Source organism: Microbulbifer sp. CnH-101-G (assembly GCF_052466775.1).
Map to the genome: position 1 here is coordinate 3,365,040 of NZ_CP174292.1, position 17,389 is coordinate 3,382,428.

Consider the following 17,389-nt stretch of genomic DNA (forward strand, 5'->3'; position numbering starts at 1 on the left):
GGTATGAGCAAATAGTCGCAATAACAGTGGTAAATAGCACTACCTAAAGAGAGGTATTCACACATCAACTATGTCACAAAAACGAGAACCACATCAAGCTATATTAAAGATACCTATATTTGCGCTCTAGAATTCAGGTATCTAGCACACTAAATTCAACGGTCATATCGGCAATACTGATTAATAAAGCAACTGAAAAGATCACAAGAAACTTTATCAATGTGAAGTCCATATCTACATAGGAAATCGGTTAAGCTCTATCAAAAGGATAGTTTCCTAGAAGAAGCCTATTAAAAGGCTCTCCTCCATTATCAAAAAAACCAAGCCAACAATTTATAAGTTATTAACTTAGCTAATAAGCATCAACGTTAATTGGAAAATTCGACCCTTGGCTCACCGAAATCTCGCCCCATATAATCCGGAGCACAGGGGATCAGCTCCGCCGCAGGAATGCCAGCGTCAATTAAGTAGCGTTCAACCTTGCGACTTCGCTCCAAAGCGAGCTTCTCAAATTCTTCTCGCAAGATAATGGGCGGCCTACGATAAAAATTAGACAGGAAACGACGACTACCACGCAAGCCAATGGTGGAGTTGGGATACATTGCATTCCAGTCCCTGACATTGGCAATTCCACAAACCCCTGGACGGGCATCCGGATGTTTGTGCAGCACTGCCACCATTTGCTGAAGCTGTGCCAGGGCTAAACCGGTTAACTCCGCACTACCTGGAGCAAAGTCGATAGAATCAAATGACTTAGCCATAAACCGTCCCCAAGCCAATTTACCCAAAAGATAAATACCATAAGGGGTGAAGTAACTAAATAGTGCATCCATGATGGCTTTTTGCAGAAGCTCACTAAACACATATTCCATGGAAAACTTGGGATCACGAATATTACCAGTAACCGGCATACCAAACTTCACATTCCCTTTTCCATCTTTCAGCAACCAAAGAGCCAGATTCAGGGGAATAAACCTCTTTTTAACTGGCAATTCATCGTCTTTTCGCACTCGCCGAACCTTGATTTTTTCCAGCACGACATCGGCAAAGGCATTCAGTTGATTTTCGTGGACATGAATGTTAACCACAGCATCCATCTGCCCTTGTAGTATCTTGAAGCCAAGTAGTTTGGCCATATAGGGTGTAGCCGGTATCAGATTTACATTGGCCAAGTAACCGGTCAGATCTGCATTCCATTTTTGCTGTCCAAGATAATCAATCGTCCCCGCCAATTGAATATCGCCAAACCCACCGGGGCGGCCATTCGCCACTACAACAGCTGGAGGATGTTCTCCCAAATTACTGATGTCAGTGAGATTAAGGTTAATGTCACGCACCGGCAGGCGTGCGCGAAATTCATGCTTTCGGTCTACCCAGGTAAAAGTGCCGTGGCGCAAATAGATATCGCCGATGTGGTAAAAAAGTGGCGGCTGCAGTTTTTTCTTCCGGTGGATATACTGATTAATCGGTATGCCACGCAGCTCAGCAATTTCCCAAGTCACAGGAAACTGGCCCTGCTCATCTCGCAACAAAATAAAGCGTGGCTTCAAGAAATCGATAAAATCAATCGTTAGCAGCCCCTTACGTCGATCAAAACTTAAGGCTTTGATATGTAATAGCCTGAAGTCCCCAACAGTACTATGGCGTTCAAATTCCGGGGCACCAGGGTCCCGATTAAAAAAGTGGAAATGAACGGCTTCTCCCCAGGCAAAGTACCACTCTTCTGAATTCATGGAGAAGTGTGAAACTTCAATACTCTCCCCCTCGACTAGTAATTCGCCTTTTGGCGAAAAGAGATCAATATTCTCAACTTTAAATAGGGACAGCGTTAGTCCATGTGCTCCACTAAAATTACCATCTAGATCAACAGCTCCGAATTTAAGGCAGTGACTGCCTTGGTCAAAGTAACCGGCGGGAATACAACTGGCGATATCCAGGAGGCGCAGTTTTTGTACCCCTAAGGACCGGTCTCCAAAATGCAGCTGCTCGACCTGTAGTCTCTGGGTTTTTAACAAGGGAAGAGGTAGACCTTGAGGAAACCCCGCTTCGTGCATTTGTATTTCTGCCACACTGATGTCTCTGAGCAGAAATGTTCTCCCTGTTGATGCCTGCAGGCTTTCCATTCCCCCCAAACGCAACTGCCCCATTTGATAACAGGGGGCAAGCTTTTTGTCTTTTAACAGTCCCGCAGGTAAACAGCCACTGGCATTCTGAACCCTTGCCAGCGACTCACCTTCAAAGGAGATATTATCCAGCTGGAAGCTGGGAATTTTAATGGGTGGGGTATTTTTTCGGGGAATTGAGAGGCCGACCAAGTGTAACGAACCCTTAAGCGCAAAAGGCTTTTTCAAGGATATGCGCTGTAAACCGGGCATATATAATTCATCTATGCCATAACACCGCCGTGTATCCCCGGCTCTAGATCTCTCAAGTCGTTCGATTGTCACGGTCTTGCCAGAATCCGGCAGGCAGATCCGCGTATTGATAACCTTTAAATCGGTAACGGAAAAATCCTTTCCGCCGTTCCAGTTAAGTCCCCGCAAACTCAGCTTTTGCAGGCCAGCCTGAAGGAAGGCTTGACCTTTTTGCCAGAAGGCGATTGGACCAGCTTGTACCGTGCCAAAACTAAGACGATCAATACCCTGGTCGAAACCAATACGAATTGGGTTCCCAGTAAATTTTATCTGTGGGGTTTCAATACAATCGGCTAAATTGGCTCTGTCAGCCCCACCAGGCATTAAGCGCTGCAAACCACAAACTAAGATGTTATCGATAGATAAATCATAGAGATCGATAGCGCCTGGGGAAAAGTAGATCTTTGGAATTTCTAGCTTTGAGAACTGCCAGTGGGGCTCAGCAGAGACTGTACGGGTAAACTTAGTCTCCCCCAAAACCATGCCACTATTATTGATTGAGTGTAAATCCCGACTGAAAATGCAGTGCGGTAATTTTACTTGTATTCCCTGTTGCTGTGGCAGACAAGCTTGCAGGGATTCTGCAGACACTTTTTCAAACTTTATTTCTGAAGAAGCACTGCCATTGCGGGACCATAGAAATTCCAGAACAGGCAGGGAAAGTTTCTGTACATCCAGAGCGGCTACGTCGTCCCGCCCAAGCAATTGAACCCGGGCAATACTGGAGTCATTTAGGTTAGCAGATGCCTGTTGGCGACCAAATTCAAAATGAAACGCTTCGCCTAGTTGAAGTTCCTGAAAGTCTATACAGCGGATATGAATATCAGAGAACACAGCTATATCGGGTAGGCAGGTGTATAACGTCTTTAAATCACTCCCCGGCAGGGCTATGTAAGTGCTGAGTATGGCGGCTTCTGAGTGGCGGATTCTTACCAGTGGTAAATTCAGGTTTTTTATATTTAGTAGGGAGCGATTTTGTGCTGTGTGCGCTAGGGCCTGCTCAAGAGAAACCTCAGATGTGGCGATATCAATGCCTCCACGCCAGGCTATGCGAAGCGGCTGCAGTTGACGAAAGTCACGCAGGTCGAAGCAAGTAGGCATTTCTTCAAGAGGAAGTGAGTCGCGATAAATTAAGCGGGCCCAGGAGTCCGGCAGGCAGCCGTCCAGACGAAGTAAGCTAGCACTTTCCAGCTTGAAATTTGGCGCGTCCACGCTGGCTATTTGAGTACTGGCCAGTGGTCCTTGTTCCTCGAGACGCCCCTTCTCAGTGCCGTAATCCGCTTCAGTTGGGCCTATATCCGATGCCATAGCACTGGCAGCCCAGGGGTCTTCAACCGCTTCACGGCGATAATAACCGGCACCGCTGGCCATTTTTTGCAGTAAAAGGCCCTTATTGCCACTGGGGCTGTCTCCCAGCATCAGCCGCTGCACCCCCAGTTTGCCAAAAATGGCATAGCCGTCCTTACCGGGTTGCAGGGCAAAATTCCCCTGCCCCCGCAGACTACTCAGCTGGGCACACAGAGGCCCCAGGCCCTCCGGCAGCAAGCCACGCGATAGACAACCGGATAGAGATTCCAGGGAGAAGTCTTGAATGGAATAAGGCGTATCGGATGCCAAAGTGTCAATGCCGCCCCATTGTAATTGGCGCAGTTTCAATTTTTCCTCCGCCAATCCCTTCAACTGCATTTGTCCAAGATACAATGGCCCACTGGCAAATCCCCAGGGAATCGACTTTGGCTGCGAACCAAAGCGCAGTGCCACTTTTTCCTCTCCACGCAGGCCCGCCAAACGCACACAGTGGTCGGGCTTATTCCACAGCTCACCAGGTACGCAGCCACTGGCATTATCGACCGATAAACTGTCCACCGAGAGAACTCGGCTGGACATATCGAATTTCAGCGAACCCAACTGGGCCTGCTGTGCCGTTAGGGGCTGCCTGTGGGGTTGTGCCACATCCAGGTAGCGAACCTGTTGGGCATGGCTGGGCCCTGTGGCTATTTTTAGGTGCTGATTCCAGTCAAACTCGGTGGGCCCGGGGAGATTTAGGGTGGTGGCACGCACACAAAAATGATGCTCAGCATTGCGCAGGTGTTGTGGACACCAATCAAAGGCGGTAGCGCCTGCACGTCGCCACCGCAGCCGTTTAATTGGACGGATATAATCAAAATCGCGAATGGCAATGGTTTCCGCACGCCAATCCTGCCAGCGCTGATCACTGCGCCGCAACAAAACCCCTTCGCCGCGGGCGCGGCGCCACTGCGCCATGGCTACACGACCAAAGTCAAACTTTAAGTCCCCTGCAGCTCGCAACGTGCGCGCTGCCGCACAATGACCGATCAAGCGTTGCAAGCCGTGAATCGCATCGGCCCACTGCTGCGGTGGGCAACTCGAGAAATATTCAGCCTGAAAGGCATCGGCCTCGGTGAGTAGACTGGGCCAACGAAACTCTCCAGTCTTTAAATGAAAATATGCCAAGGTGGTGTTATATCGTGCAGAGTTTCTCTCTCGAGCTAACAATTCGTGCAATTCAATTTCTGCAGCGGCAATATCCACTTTGAGGGGAACATCCCCCTTACGCCACAGTCCCAGGGAAAAATCCCGCGCCCGCACATCGCCTAAATAAACGCAGGAAGCCCTCGACCAGATGGGTCTGTGCAAATAGCAGAGCTCACTATTACGTATGCGCGCCGAGCCGATTGTCAGTTGAAAATCCCTATCCTGCCGTTCGCCCTGAGTCAGGTTCCAGCCGCCCAGCTCCCAATCCCTTTGTTGATCTCCAGGAGTGGATTGCAGGTCTATATAACCGCCGCTGATCGAAGCCCGCGGCAGATTGGCGCGACCACGCAGCAACTGCCACCAGCTGTAGTCCAGCAGGATCTCCTGGGCGGAAAAACCACGCCCCTCGCGATTGATTGCACGCGAATCGACAACCAAGACACTTAGATCCAGCAGAGACACACGGAAGTGTTGCGCCTGAAAATCCAGCCCCCGCTCGGCCATCCATGCGCTGGCCTTATCGCGTACCAGACCGGAAAGCACCAGAGATAGCCCTTCGAGCAGCAATAATCCGCCAATCAGCCACCACAGCAGATGACGAAAGCGGGCATTATGACGGGCAGGCTCTGTTGGCATTAGAAAAATAGCGCCGCGAAATGAATTGAACGCAAGCTGCAACGACAGCTGAGCCCATAAAGTAAAGACCAGCCCCGTTGTTTTTTTTACCCTGACGCTGCGATTCGCGATAATGAAAGTTGACGTCGTGCTATCAGTCTCGTCCCAACTCACGCTGTCTAATATTTATCCAGAAGTAAATTTGCGCGGCGGGAGAAGTTGGCTGGCGGGCAATGGATTTACCCCAGCAATCGTTCCAGAGAATCAGTAGTGAGCAAAAATGCAGGAGCACCCTAACTACCAGGATATCGTTCTGGTCGGCGGCGGCCACGCCCATGCCATAGTGTTGCAAATGTGGGCTATGAATCCGTTGCCGGGCGCGCGCCTGACGCTGGTTTCACCACAGATTCAAACCGCCTATTCAGGCATGTTGCCGGGGATGGTGGCGGGCCACTACTCACTGGATGATACGCATATTGACTTGGCGCGCCTGTGTCGCGCCGCCGGTGCCCGGTTTATTCAGGCCTGTGCCCACCATATCGACGTAAAAGCCCGCACGGTCTCTCTGCTCGGGCGCCCCCCACTGGAGTATGACCTGCTCTCCCTGGATGTCGGCGCCACCCCAGTGCGGGAACTGCCGGGCTCTGAGCTGGCCATCCCCATTAAACCCATCGGGCACTTCTACAACTTTTGGCAAAAGCTACAAAAGCACGTACAAAAAAACCGTACCCCCCTGCGCCTCGGAATTATTGGGGGCGGTGCCGGCGGCTGCGAGCTAGCCATGGCCATGGCTCACAGCTTAGAGGAACAGCTCTATTCTGGGCGCGTGCAAATTCACCTGATCCACGCCGCCGACGAAATCCCCCAGGGCTACCCATTCCTCGCGCAAAAATTAGTAGCGCGAGAACTTCGTAGCCTCGGGGTAGAAGTACACCACAACTGGACCGTGGCGGAAATTAACGAACAGGGCGTGCGTAACAACAGCGGTGATTTATTGGGCCTGGATCAGGTGCTGCTCACCACCAATGCCTGTGCCCCTCCCTGGCTGGCAGACTCCCAGCTTGCGCTGGACGGCAAAGGCTTCGTTCTAGTAGACAGCAAACTGCGTGCCCAGGGTCATCAGGAAATCTTTGCTGCCGGGGATGTGGCCAGCTTTTCCGCAGGGCCGTTGCCCAAGGCTGGTGTTTATGCGGTACGACAGGGGCCCGTGCTCTTCCATAACCTGCGCGCGACACTCACCGGGCGCCCACTGAAGCGCTATCGCCCGCAGAAGCGCTTTCTCAGCCTGCTGTCCTGTGGAGGCAGGCGTGCTGTAGCGGTGCGCAATGGAGTTGCCGCAGTGGGCGCGCCACTTTGGCGCTGGAAGGACCATATCGACCGCAGCTTTATGCACCGTTTTAGCGATCTGCCCGTCACCATGGAAGAGATGCCGACCGCGCAACCCCGCGAGACACTGAGCCAACGCGAAGGTATTTCTCTGGCGAGCATGCGCTGTAATGGCTGCGGCGCCAAAGTGGGCCCGGAGGTATTGCGCCGCGCCCTGGCCAAATTGCCCGCGCAGCAATCCGATTATCTGTTGCGCGGTCTCGGGGATGATGCCGCCGTAATGGACCTACCTGCCACACAGTTATTGGTGCAAAGTTCCGATCAACTGCGTGCCCCAGTTGCCGATCCTTGGCTATTTGGAAGACTCGCTGCCCTGCACGCACTCTCCGATCTATTTGCCATGCATGCGCGCCCTGTGAGTGCGCAGGTATTGGCCACCCTGCCCACCGCAGCAGAGGAAATTACCCAGCGGGATTTACAACAACTGCTCGCTGGTGCGATTTACGAACTCAATCGCCATCACTGCGTACTTTCCGGTGGCCATACCGCCGAGGGCGCGGAAATGCAATTGGGCCTCACCGTAAATGGCTTGGCCGAGCGGGAGCAATTACTGGAAAAGCGTGGAGCTCGTCATGGGGACTGCCTGATATTGAGTAAACCTCTGGGCATCGGCACCATTCTCGCCGCCGAGGGGATGGGGGAAGCCAAGGGGCGCTGGCTGCAAAAGGCACTGGAAACCATGCTGCACAGTAATGCAGCCGCCGCCGGAATATTCGCCCAGCATGGCGCTCACGCCCTCACCGATGTCACCGGCTTCGGGCTGCTCGGTCACTTGCTGGAAATGCTGAAACCCGATGGACTCGGCGCCACGCTGATCGCCGAGCCACTGCCGATGATTCCCGGTGCCCGCCAGTGCATTGAGCGCGGCTGGCTCTCCAGCCTGCAGCCGCAAAATGCCAGCGCCTACGCTTATGTGGAAAACTCGCGGGAATGGCAATCCTTGCCGCACTGGGCATTGCTCACAGATCCACAAACCTGTGGTGGCCTACTCGCCGCAGTGCCTGCAGACAAGGCTGAGCCCTGTGTGCGCGCACTACTGCAGAGTGGTTGCAGCCAAGCTGCCATCATCGGTGTGATCAGCAGTAACGAGAATCCACAACCAAAGGTAAGCCTGCGCAGAGATGGCCACTGGCGGCAGCTACTTACCCGCGATAACGAAGCGGAACACAGCCAAGTGTGATAACCCCGTTTTTCCTCCAATTTTCATCGCCACTGGTTAGGGCCTGTTAATACTAATTGCTATCACTGCCAATGCAGGGGATACTGACGCCAAAACAAGCGCCAGCAGCCAAGTATTGCGGCGATAGGTCTTCACAGATCGGGGAGTCGGCTTATTAGCAATCGACAGGAAGACCACCCACCATGAAAAAAATTATGATCGTCGGCGGCGGCGCCAGTGGACTACACTTGGCCACCCGGCTCGGGCACTATTTCAGCCTTACTCCATTCCTGGGAAAAAGGCGTAATTCCCTCACAGCACAAGTCACTCTGGTCGATAAAAATCGCACCCATATCTGGAAACCCCTGCTTCATCAGGTTGCCGCCGGCGCACTGGACGCCAATATGGACGCCCTCAATTACCAGGTTCACGCTCGTGCCAATGGTTATGAATTTCAACTCGGCGCCCTGCAGTCCCTCGACAGAAAGCGCCATGTAGTCACCCTGGGTGCAGTGCTGGATGACGAGGGCAATGAACTGGTGCCTCCACGCGAGCTTGAATACGACTATTTAGTGCTCTGTATTGGGAGCAAGTGCAACGACTTCCACACCCACGGTGTGCGCGACCATTGCGTTTTTCTCGACAGCAGTGAGCAGGCACAGAAATTCCACCAGCAGCTTCTCAATCACTTTTTGCGCCTGGAGACCCACACCAATAAAAATTTGCAGATCGCCATAGTCGGTGGCGGCGCTACCGGGGTAGAGCTATCGGCAGAATTAGTCGGCGCCAGTAAGCAAATGGGCAACTACGGGCGAATCAGTGCCGACGCTATTGATATCACTGTCATTGAGGCTGGGCCGCACCTGTTGCCGGCCCTTCCGGCCCGTTTGGGCAATAACGCCGAACGCGAACTGAGTAAAATGGGTGTGCGCGTACTCACGGGTTGCAGTATCGCCAGTGCCAGTGACTCAGGTCTCACCACCGGCGATGGCAGGGAAATTCCCGCAGCCATTCGCGTCTGGGCCGCAGGGGTCAAAGCGCCGGAATTCCTCAACCGCCTCGACGGGCTCGCCACCAATCGCCTCAACCAGATAGAAGTGAAAACCACTTTACAGAGCCAAAGTGATCCACATATTTTTGCCATGGGAGACTGTGCCAGTTGCATCGATGGTGACGAGCAACGGGTACCGCCACGCGCCCAAGCGGCACAACAGATGGCCAAGCTCACCGCCACCAACCTGATCGCTCTGATTGAAGACAAGCCATTAGGACATTTTTACTACCGGGATCGCGGTTCACTGGTCTCCCTGAGTAAATACACTGCGGTGGGAAATTTGATGGGCACCCTGGTAAAAGGCAGCCTCACCATAGAAGGACGAATTGCCGGACTTGCCTACCGCTCCCTCTATCGCATGCACTTGGCGGCTATCCACGGTTGGCCAAAAGCCATGCTGCTCTATTTGATTGGTCAAGCCAACCGCGCGGTGAGCCCCCGTCTAAAATTGCATTGATAAAAAAATAATTAAATCAATAAAAGCAGCGGCCTATCCAGGCCGCCCTTACTTTTAAACCTACAAATGTTCACAGATCGTTCTACATTTTTACCCTACCCCAGGTAATTTAGGTTTTCTGGCTTCAGATAAGGTATTTTTCTCCTTAAACTAACCAGAATATGTTTATCTCTTAATCCCCACAGATTAGCGAACTTTTTTCTATGCAATATCAACGTATCGTGGTGCTGACCGGTGCCGGTATCTCAGCGGAATCCGGTATCCGCACTTTTCGTGGGGCCGATGGCTTGTGGGAAAATCAGCGTATTGAAGATGTCGCCACTCCCGAAGCCTTTGAACGCAACCCACAACTGGTGCAGCGCTTTTATAACGAGCGCCGCCAACAGCTGCTCTATGGTGATATAGCTCCCAACCCTGCCCATCGAGCCTTAGCCGAACTGGAAAAAGAATTTACCGGGGACTTTTTATTAGTTACCCAAAATATCGACGACCTGCACGAGCGCGCTGGCAGCAGCAACCCGATCCACATGCACGGTGAACTACGTAAAGCACGCTGCAGTATCAGCGGCCAGCTATTTTCCCTACAAGGGGAGTTACAGGTTACGGATCGCTGCGACTGCTGTGGGCTGTCCGGCACCTTGCGCCCCCACGTGGTTTGGTTTGGGGAAATGCCATTGCAGATGGAGACTATTTACGCAGCTTTGAGTCAGTGCGACCTATTTATCAGCATCGGTACCTCCGGCAATGTTTACCCGGCGGCCGGTTTTGTGGAGTGCGCTAACCTGGCAGGTGCGCACAGTGTGGAATTAAATTTGGAACCCAGTAGTGTGGGTGATGCCTTCGCCGAGCACCGCTATGGACCTGCCTCGAAGATTGTCGGCAGTTTTGTACAGGAGCTGCTCGGCTAGGAAGAATATCCGTTGAGAATTACTGGGTTTCCGAGTGCTCGGCCATTTTGTTTTCTCTACTGTCCTCACCGTAACGTTGTAGCAGGGTGGTCACCTGTCCGCGATCACGGATAACGATATAGAGTCGATCGTATTCATCCGATTCCCTGATCGGCGCACCCTGCTCCCCTCCGAGCAGCGCCACCATCTCCGAGGTAGTGTTGCTATGCCCCACCACTAATATGCGATCACCAGCCTGCTCCAGCTCCATAGCAAACTCTTTTAATTTGCGATAATCATAGCTTTTAATCGTTAAGCCCCGCTGCTCGGCCAGTGGGCGGGCGGTTTCCTTGGTGCGAATAAAATCGGTGCTGTACACCGCATCAATTTCCACACCTTCGAGTATCCGAGCCAATTGTTCAGCACGCGCTTTTCCGGCCGCTGCGAGTTGTGGATCTCTACCGGCATCCGGCCCCCGCTGTTTTTCCCCATGGCGCACCAGATAAATCACCTGGCTACTGGTATTTGATGGTGTGGCTTCCGCCCAGGCATTGAGCCCGCCCAGGGTTGTAATACAAAAAACTAGCAGACCGATAACCCGGGTAAACACAGAAAGACTCTCTCAATCCAACAATTGGCCGGAGGTTATGCAAAAGATATTAGGGAAAGTAAACCCGTATTCGATGAAACACAGGAAAATGCGTTTAATTTTTAAGAAGTGTAAAGATAACTGTGGTGAGAAGTATCCAGCACCGGTATTACCGGTACTGGATAGGGAGCCAGAGAGGAGTTAGATCTTCCACTCTTTCACGGTGTCCAGACCGTACTCATCGATCCACTGACTCAGCGCTTTAGGATTGCGCTTTTTCTTTTCTACAGTGGCACCGGTATAAGGGTTGCGGTAGTGACCGGTTTCCAGCTTAGGCTCGGCAGACTTGCTCGCAGCAGCAGCACGGCGACCGCGACGGGGGGTATCACCCTCTTTTTTCAGGTGACGAGCCACACGAGACTTAAGAGTCTGCACGTAGTCTGGAGCGTCTTCATCATTCAGCTGGTCTACCAGCCACTCAACGACCTGACGGCCACGTGCAACGAAGAATTCCTCTTCTTCCATGTGGTATTCGGCGGCCAGATTAACCAGCGCCTTATCAAAAGCAATAACGCCATCTTTTTTGCGCTCTGCCTGAGCCATTTGCTCTTGCAGTTCTTCTATTCTTGCCTGGTGTTCGGCAATTTGTTGTTCGAGTTGTTCGTATTCCTGGAACATTCAATAAACCTCAACGACGGTTATTAAAAATACAGAGTAAACACTGTGACGGAAACCGACACAGAGTCGAGCCCGGTTATTCGAAATATCAAAATTGTTAACAGCACCACTAGCCGATTACAGGCGGATAAGTGATGTTATATTCGGCATATTACGAATTAGCCGAATGCAAAAACGAGATATCGTTGCACCGGTCGACTCCAGTGCTAGATATGTTCGGCAAATACATTATTTAAAGCTAGCCGACTTCAGCCATCTCCGGTATTGAACCCGAAACACTGATTATATTTCTCGGCTGAGGTCGCGAATAATAATCTTTCGCCAACAAATATCAACTGTTTACGCCCTATCATTTGAATATAATAGGATTCTTCGCTCTTATCGCTAACAAAGTGTAACAAAGGCGGGGATATCTGCCTCAACAAAAGGATATTCAAACACTCCTGTTTTGGCTATATTGTATCCGCAGTCACCAGTTGCAAATTATTGCATAGACTTTTGTTATAGCACCCATTGCAAAAAACCATTGGATAACCATTGTAAGCTATGTCCAATACCCACAATATCCATCATATGCCCACTCTAGCGGCACTGATGACACCTTTTCCCTACCATATTGATATCGATGCCACGGTCGAGGAAGCCTTAGCGCTAATGGAAGAGCACAAGGTGCGCCATCTACCGGTGACCCGCGCCGGTGATCTGGAGACGGTTATCTCCAAAGGGGATATCGAAAGGGCCAATGCACCGGGACACCGTTTGGAAGAGCAGCAACTCTATGTCCACGACTTGTGCGCGCGCCGCCCTTTTATTGCCGATATCCACGATCCATTGGATAAGATTCTCATGGCCATGGCGGATACCGGTATCGGCTCGGTGTTAGTCATGCGCGAGGGAGAGCTGGTAGGTATCGTCACAGTGACCGATATCCTGCGCTTTTGCGGCAACTACCTTGCGGAGCTGGCGCAACCGGTGGACGACTCCATCGCCTGAGCTCAGAGGGGCCATACCCACAGCAGCATAGGGATACTCACAACCACTACCAGTATCTCCAGGGGCAGGCCCATGCGCCAATAGTCGCCAAAGTCAAAACCGCCCGGCCCCAGGATTAGGGTATTGTTCTGGTGCCCCACCGGCGTGAGAAAGGCACAGGATGCACCGATCGCCACCGCCATTAAAAAGCTATCTGGATTCACCGCCAATTGCTCGGCGGTACTGATGGCAATTGAGCACATCACCGCCGCAGTAGCCACATTGTTCATAAAGTCCGACAGGGTCATGGTGATGATTAATATCAAGGCCAAAGCCACTACCGAGCTACCCTGAGCCAGGTTATCCAGCAGTACTTGTGCCACCAGATCCGCCGCGCCTGTCCTCTCTATGACCTCAGCTACAGCGATCAGAGTGCCCAATAAGACAATCACCGATCCATCCAGAGCCTCGTAAATATTGCGCAGTGGCACAACTTTCAGCGCCATAAAAGCCAGCACACAGGTGGCGAATGAGACTGCTGCAGGCACCAAACCAAAGGCCGCCCCCGCCACTCCCAACGCCATGGCAATCAGGGCGATTGCGGCCTTCTCTTTATTGGGCATGCCGATATCCCGTTGGGCCAAAGGCACACAACCCTGATCCCGTGCAAAGTTGCTGAGGTTGTCATCGGGGCCCATCATCAAAAGGGCATCGCCCGCTTGCAGCGGTGTTGAGCGCAGCCGCCGCACGGAACGACGTCCCCGTCGGGACAGGGCGAGCAGATTGATCTGATAGCGGGTCGAAAGGTGTACAAACTGAATCGAGCGCCCCACCAGGAATGAATCGGGCATCACTACCAGTTCGCGAAGCTGCATTTCCTCGCCAGCCGGAACGCCCTTATCTTTATCCTGATCTTTTTTCCGCCCATCAGTATCCTCCAGTGGTTTCGCGCCGCCGAGCTGCACAACAACCTTTTTGTCTTTTTCCGTCTCAGTGCCGCCTACCATTTTCAGCCCCAGCCTGGATAAACTGGCAGCCAGGGATTCGGGCTCGGCCTCAATCACCAGAATGTCCCCGCTTTGCACCCGCTGCCAGGGAGCGACCGCTGCTACCCTGGCATCGCTTTGCACCAACCCAACCACCTGAGCATCCTCGGCACTAAGCACCTTGCCAATTTCCCCCAGGCTCTTACCCACCGCCGCACTCTTTTCCCCGACCAGAGCCTCAGTTAGGTAGGTTCCTGTGTCAAAACTAGCCGCACCCGTCTGGCCACGTCCGGGTACCAGGCGCCAACCCAGCAGGCCGATAAACAACAAGCCCACCAAAGTCACCACTAAACCCACTGGTGTGAAATCGAACATGCCGTAACTACCGGCGCCGGCGCTATCGCGGAAACCAGAGACCACCAGGTTTGGCGGCGTGCCGATCAAGGTGGTCATGCCTCCAAGAATGGTTGCGAAAGACAACGGCATCAGCACCTTACCCGGGGCTAAGCCCTGTTTTTCCGCCATATCCGCCGCCACCGGCATCAACAGTGCCAAAGCCCCTACATTGTTCATAAAGCCGGATAAGAGAGCACCGAGCCCGGTAAGCAATAACATGGATATTGTGATGTTACCGCTGCGCGGTACTACCCGCTGAGCCAGGGCCCCCATAGCGCCAGTATTCTGCAGGCCGCGACTGAGAATGAGCACGCAGGCCACGGTAACCACGGCGGGATGACCAAATCCAGCAAAGGCTTTTTCAGGAGGGATTAATCCGAAGAAAACACAAGCGAGCAGGGAGGACAGCGCCACCATATCGTGGCGCCAAGGCCCCCAGATAAACAGCACTATCGTAATCGCGAGAATGATTAAAATCAGCAGCTGATCGAGGGTCATATAGAGGAGCGCCTAATGCAACGCATAGGGAAATTCCCACAGGGCGACTTATTCAGGGTATACAAGGATTAAGGCTAAAGAGGAAAAATGGCGCCAGAACACTGGATTCTATTGAGAGGTATTTGTGCCGAAATTTACTTCTTCTGCCTTTGTCAGCGAAGTAAATCGCTCGGGAAAGAAATAGCGAGAAAGAGTTCCAATCGCACATCCCTGTGCGGTTTGGGGCCAGCGTTGCTGTCCTAATTAAGCTAAGGTGAAGGTCACCGCCCGCTCCTCAAGGGGGTAAAACTGGGTACCCACCTTGATACATACCCGCATAGTACTGCAGGAAAACCAACCTCGATATCCCGTTACCTGGAGGCTCCCGTGCGTTGTAGCCATCCTCTGCAACAGGCGCTGGGCCCAAGGTCTCAGATTTTCGCCGTCATAGCCCGAACCACAGGCACACACATGAAGATTTACGAAATTGGCGGGTAGTCCCTCTTTAATCAGGGTGCTCGCCAATTCAGCTGGCGTGTAAGTTTTCCATTCCCCCCCAGTCCACTTCGGCATTCCATTTACATACACTTTTTTCTGTACATTTTTTCCCACAGATCGCTCAGCACCGATCATTTGACCATCCGGCGCCCCCGTTCCGTGTGTAACGATATAAAGAGTATCCTCTGGCCTCAATTTACTGAGGCATTTATCGACCCAACGATACATCGCTTTCCCAATACCAGAAGTTACTTTATTCGCAAGTATCTGGTTTACTGGGATATTCCAGGCCCCAGCCAAACTCTTTGCGTACTCCTGCATTTCATCGCTATTAATGGGAATATAAATATAACTTTTTGCCATTATAAAACTTCCCTGGGTCACTGATGTTTCTAAAGGCAGTTAAACCCGTAGTAATCAATCATTGGTATAAATGATTGCCTCTGTTTAACCCGCCATTGAACCCAGCCCCAGCTTTAATCAACCTTGATAATTAATACGACTTTTGGGTACCCCCTTAAGCCTTCTTTAAGTTAGCCATATAAATACCGCTAAAAGCCAATGAAATTTGCAAAATGGAGTTGTCATAACGCGACACAAATTGAGGTTATTGATGGTTTATCTTTTATAGCTGAGGATTTAGGAGCTCCAAACTCAATAAATAAACAATTTCCATTAACGATAATAACTATTCAAGAGTAACTTCAGGAAATTGGTAAATTGCTTAAAGATTAAGAGGGTCTTTAATCTTTGTTGTTAAAGCCCATAGTAGAGAAGAGCATTGGAAATGAACCATTATTTAATCGCAAATGACTGGAAACTTTTTATTTTTTAATTTAAAGCCCTAAAAGTGCCTCTCCAAAAAAGGGAATACCGGATTTTTAATGAGTTTAAAATCTACCCCTTAGTACCACTAGTACCACGCTACCACTTCCATCGAGAATTCAAGCAAATCCTGGTTAGTTCTTGCTAACCTACCGGCATGACTGGGAACGCCTACCAAAAGGCTTTATTCAAAGCGTACCGACTCACTCCCAACTCCACATCCAAACTTATGGGTAAGAAAGCATCAAGGCGCGTTACAATTTGAGGACCAAACCTGCAATGGACAGGTCTGGGTACTTTACTCTCACCGCTTCAGAATTTGTGGAGACTCTCATTGCGGCACAATACTGCGAATTACCGGGGCCTTTTTCTCAACGATATTCCTCTACTGGATGTGCGTGCGCCGGTGGAATTCCAACGTGGAGCCTTCCCCTGTGCGGAAAATCATCCGCTATTGGATGACCAGCAGCGTGAGTTGATAGGTACCGAGTACAAGCAACAGGGTCAGCAAGCGGCTATCGATTTGGGCTGGAAGCTGGCCACTCCGGAAGTGGTTGAGCAAAGGCTGCAAAATTGGACTGCATTTATACATCGCCACCCCCAAGGTTATCTCTACTGTTTTCGCGGCGGCCTGCGCTCGCGCACTACACAAAAATTATTGCGGGAGATGGGAAGTGATTACCCATTGATTGAAGGTGGCTACAAAGCCGTGCGCACTTACCTACTCAACGAGCTGGACAACCTCAGCCAAAAGCTGCCGCTAGTCGTAATTGCCGGTCATACTGGCAGTGGCAAGACAGAACTGATCCAGGGCAGTAAACGTGCACTCGATCTGGAGGGAATTGCCCGACACCGCGGCTCCAGTTTTGGCAGCATTGGTTGTGAACAACCATCTCAAATCGATTTTGAAAACCAAGTAAGCATCGATTTACTCAAACTTTCCCAAGCAGCCGGACCCGTTTTTATCGAAGATGAAAGCCGACTTATTGGCCGCTGTGCCCTGCCCCCGATACTGCAAAGTGCCATGAAAAAAGCTCCCAGAGTCCTGGTGGAAGAACCTCTGGAACAGCGGGCTCGGCGTATTGTGTGCAGTTATGTGAGCGAGTCCCTGCCGCGCTTTAAAGCTACAGAAAAACCCGCGGTTGCCCTGGGGGAAGACCTGCGTAACAGCCTGAGTAAAATTCGTAAACGTCTCGGTGGATTGCGCTATCAGATGTTGGATGCACAACTGGCCGATGCCAACCGGGAGTTACAGCACAGCGGTAACAGTGAGATCTATATCCCGCTCGTTATGACACTGTTGCGGGAATATTACGATGGCAGTTACAACTACTTGATGGAAAAGCGCGACAGCACCATCCTGTTTCGCGGAAGTTTCTCTGAAGTGAATGAATGGCTGCAACAAGCGAGTGCAACTGCTAGTTAGTAACTATTAAATTTCAGTTAGTAATTCTTAAAACTAAGTCGGTATTTTGCCGTGGCGCATTGCGCTGTAAAAAT

The 17,389-nt window shown here is 51.5% G+C and carries 10 protein-coding genes; 5 read left to right on the forward strand and 5 right to left on the reverse strand.

The features are described from left to right. Nucleotides 1-368: 368 nt before the first annotated feature. Nucleotides 369-5,546, reverse strand: coding sequence for a DUF748 domain-containing protein (locus ACJJID_RS14890; RefSeq protein WP_444920148.1), 5,178 nt, complete (start codon nt 5,544-5,546; stop codon nt 369-371). Between the two features lie 259 nt (nt 5,547-5,805). On the opposite strand from ACJJID_RS14890, the gene selD reads away from it, so the two are divergent. The 3 genes from selD (at nt 5,806) to cobB (ending at nt 10,489) form a co-directional block, all read left to right on the forward strand. Continuing rightward, nucleotides 5,806-8,091 carry a selenide, water dikinase SelD gene (gene selD, locus ACJJID_RS14895; RefSeq protein WP_444920149.1) on the forward strand — a complete coding sequence of 762 codons (2,286 nt, stop codon included), beginning with the start codon at nt 5,806-5,808 and terminating at the stop codon, nt 8,089-8,091. A 182-nt stretch (nt 8,092-8,273) separates the two neighbouring features. Next, complete coding sequence (locus ACJJID_RS14900; protein ID WP_444920150.1) at nt 8,274-9,581, forward strand: NAD(P)/FAD-dependent oxidoreductase; 1,308 nt, start codon at nt 8,274-8,276, stop codon at nt 9,579-9,581. Nucleotides 9,582-9,784: 203 nt separating this feature from the next. Continuing rightward, entirely contained in the window at nt 9,785-10,489 is a 705-nt protein-coding gene (gene cobB / locus ACJJID_RS14905) for a Sir2 family NAD+-dependent deacetylase (protein ID WP_444920151.1), read from the forward strand. A 19-nt stretch (nt 10,490-10,508) separates the two neighbouring features. Here the strand turns inward: cobB and ACJJID_RS14910 are convergent, their stop codons facing one another. Both ACJJID_RS14910 and ACJJID_RS14915 read right to left on the reverse strand, forming a co-directional pair. Continuing rightward, nucleotides 10,509-11,078, reverse strand: a complete 570-nt coding sequence (locus ACJJID_RS14910) for a SixA phosphatase family protein (RefSeq protein ID WP_444920152.1) — start codon at nt 11,076-11,078, stop codon at nt 10,509-10,511. 180 nt (nt 11,079-11,258) lie between these two features. Then, nucleotides 11,259-11,735, reverse strand: a complete 477-nt coding sequence (locus ACJJID_RS14915) for a DNA binding protein (protein WP_444920153.1) — start codon at nt 11,733-11,735, stop codon at nt 11,259-11,261. A 546-nt stretch (nt 11,736-12,281) separates the two neighbouring features. Between ACJJID_RS14915 and ACJJID_RS14920 the strand changes: the two genes are divergently transcribed. Next, nucleotides 12,282-12,728: a CBS domain-containing protein gene (locus ACJJID_RS14920; protein WP_444920154.1), complete on the forward strand. Its 447-nt coding sequence runs from the start codon at nt 12,282-12,284 to the stop codon at nt 12,726-12,728. A gap of 2 nt (nt 12,729-12,730) precedes the next feature. On the opposite strand, the gene ACJJID_RS14925 is transcribed toward ACJJID_RS14920, so the two are convergent. Together ACJJID_RS14925 and ACJJID_RS14930 are read right to left on the reverse strand one after the other, a co-directional pair. After that, on the reverse strand, nt 12,731-14,587 hold the full coding sequence (locus ACJJID_RS14925; protein WP_444920155.1) for an SLC13 family permease: 1,857 nt from the start codon (nt 14,585-14,587) through the stop codon (nt 12,731-12,733). A gap of 243 nt (nt 14,588-14,830) precedes the next feature. After that, nucleotides 14,831-15,427, reverse strand: a complete 597-nt coding sequence (locus ACJJID_RS14930; protein WP_444920156.1) for a hypothetical protein — start codon at nt 15,425-15,427, stop codon at nt 14,831-14,833. A gap of 796 nt (nt 15,428-16,223) precedes the next feature. Between ACJJID_RS14930 and mnmH the strand changes: the two genes are divergently transcribed. Further along, complete coding sequence (gene mnmH / locus ACJJID_RS14935; RefSeq protein WP_444920157.1) at nt 16,224-17,315, forward strand: tRNA 2-selenouridine(34) synthase MnmH; 1,092 nt, start codon at nt 16,224-16,226, stop codon at nt 17,313-17,315. Nucleotides 17,316-17,389 lie beyond the last annotated feature (74 nt).

Excerpts from the sequence above, each read along its gene's own strand:
- cobB (WP_444920151.1), top strand. The coding sequence starts at position 9,785 with ATGCAATATCAACGTATCGTGGTGCTGACCGGTGCCGGTATCTCAGCG.
- selD (WP_444920149.1), top strand. The coding sequence starts at position 5,806 with ATGCAGGAGCACCCTAACTACCAGGATATCGTTCTGGTCGGCGGCGGC.
- ACJJID_RS14925 (WP_444920155.1), bottom strand. The coding sequence starts at position 14,587 with ATGACCCTCGATCAGCTGCTGATTTTAATCATTCTCGCGATTACGATA.
- ACJJID_RS14890 (WP_444920148.1), bottom strand. The coding sequence starts at position 5,546 with ATGCCAACAGAGCCTGCCCGTCATAATGCCCGCTTTCGTCATCTGCTG.
- ACJJID_RS14920 (WP_444920154.1), top strand. The coding sequence starts at position 12,282 with ATGTCCAATACCCACAATATCCATCATATGCCCACTCTAGCGGCACTG.
- ACJJID_RS14900 (WP_444920150.1), top strand. The coding sequence starts at position 8,274 with ATGAAAAAAATTATGATCGTCGGCGGCGGCGCCAGTGGACTACACTTG.
- ACJJID_RS14930 (WP_444920156.1), bottom strand. The coding sequence starts at position 15,427 with ATGGCAAAAAGTTATATTTATATTCCCATTAATAGCGATGAAATGCAG.
- ACJJID_RS14915 (WP_444920153.1), bottom strand. The coding sequence starts at position 11,735 with ATGTTCCAGGAATACGAACAACTCGAACAACAAATTGCCGAACACCAG.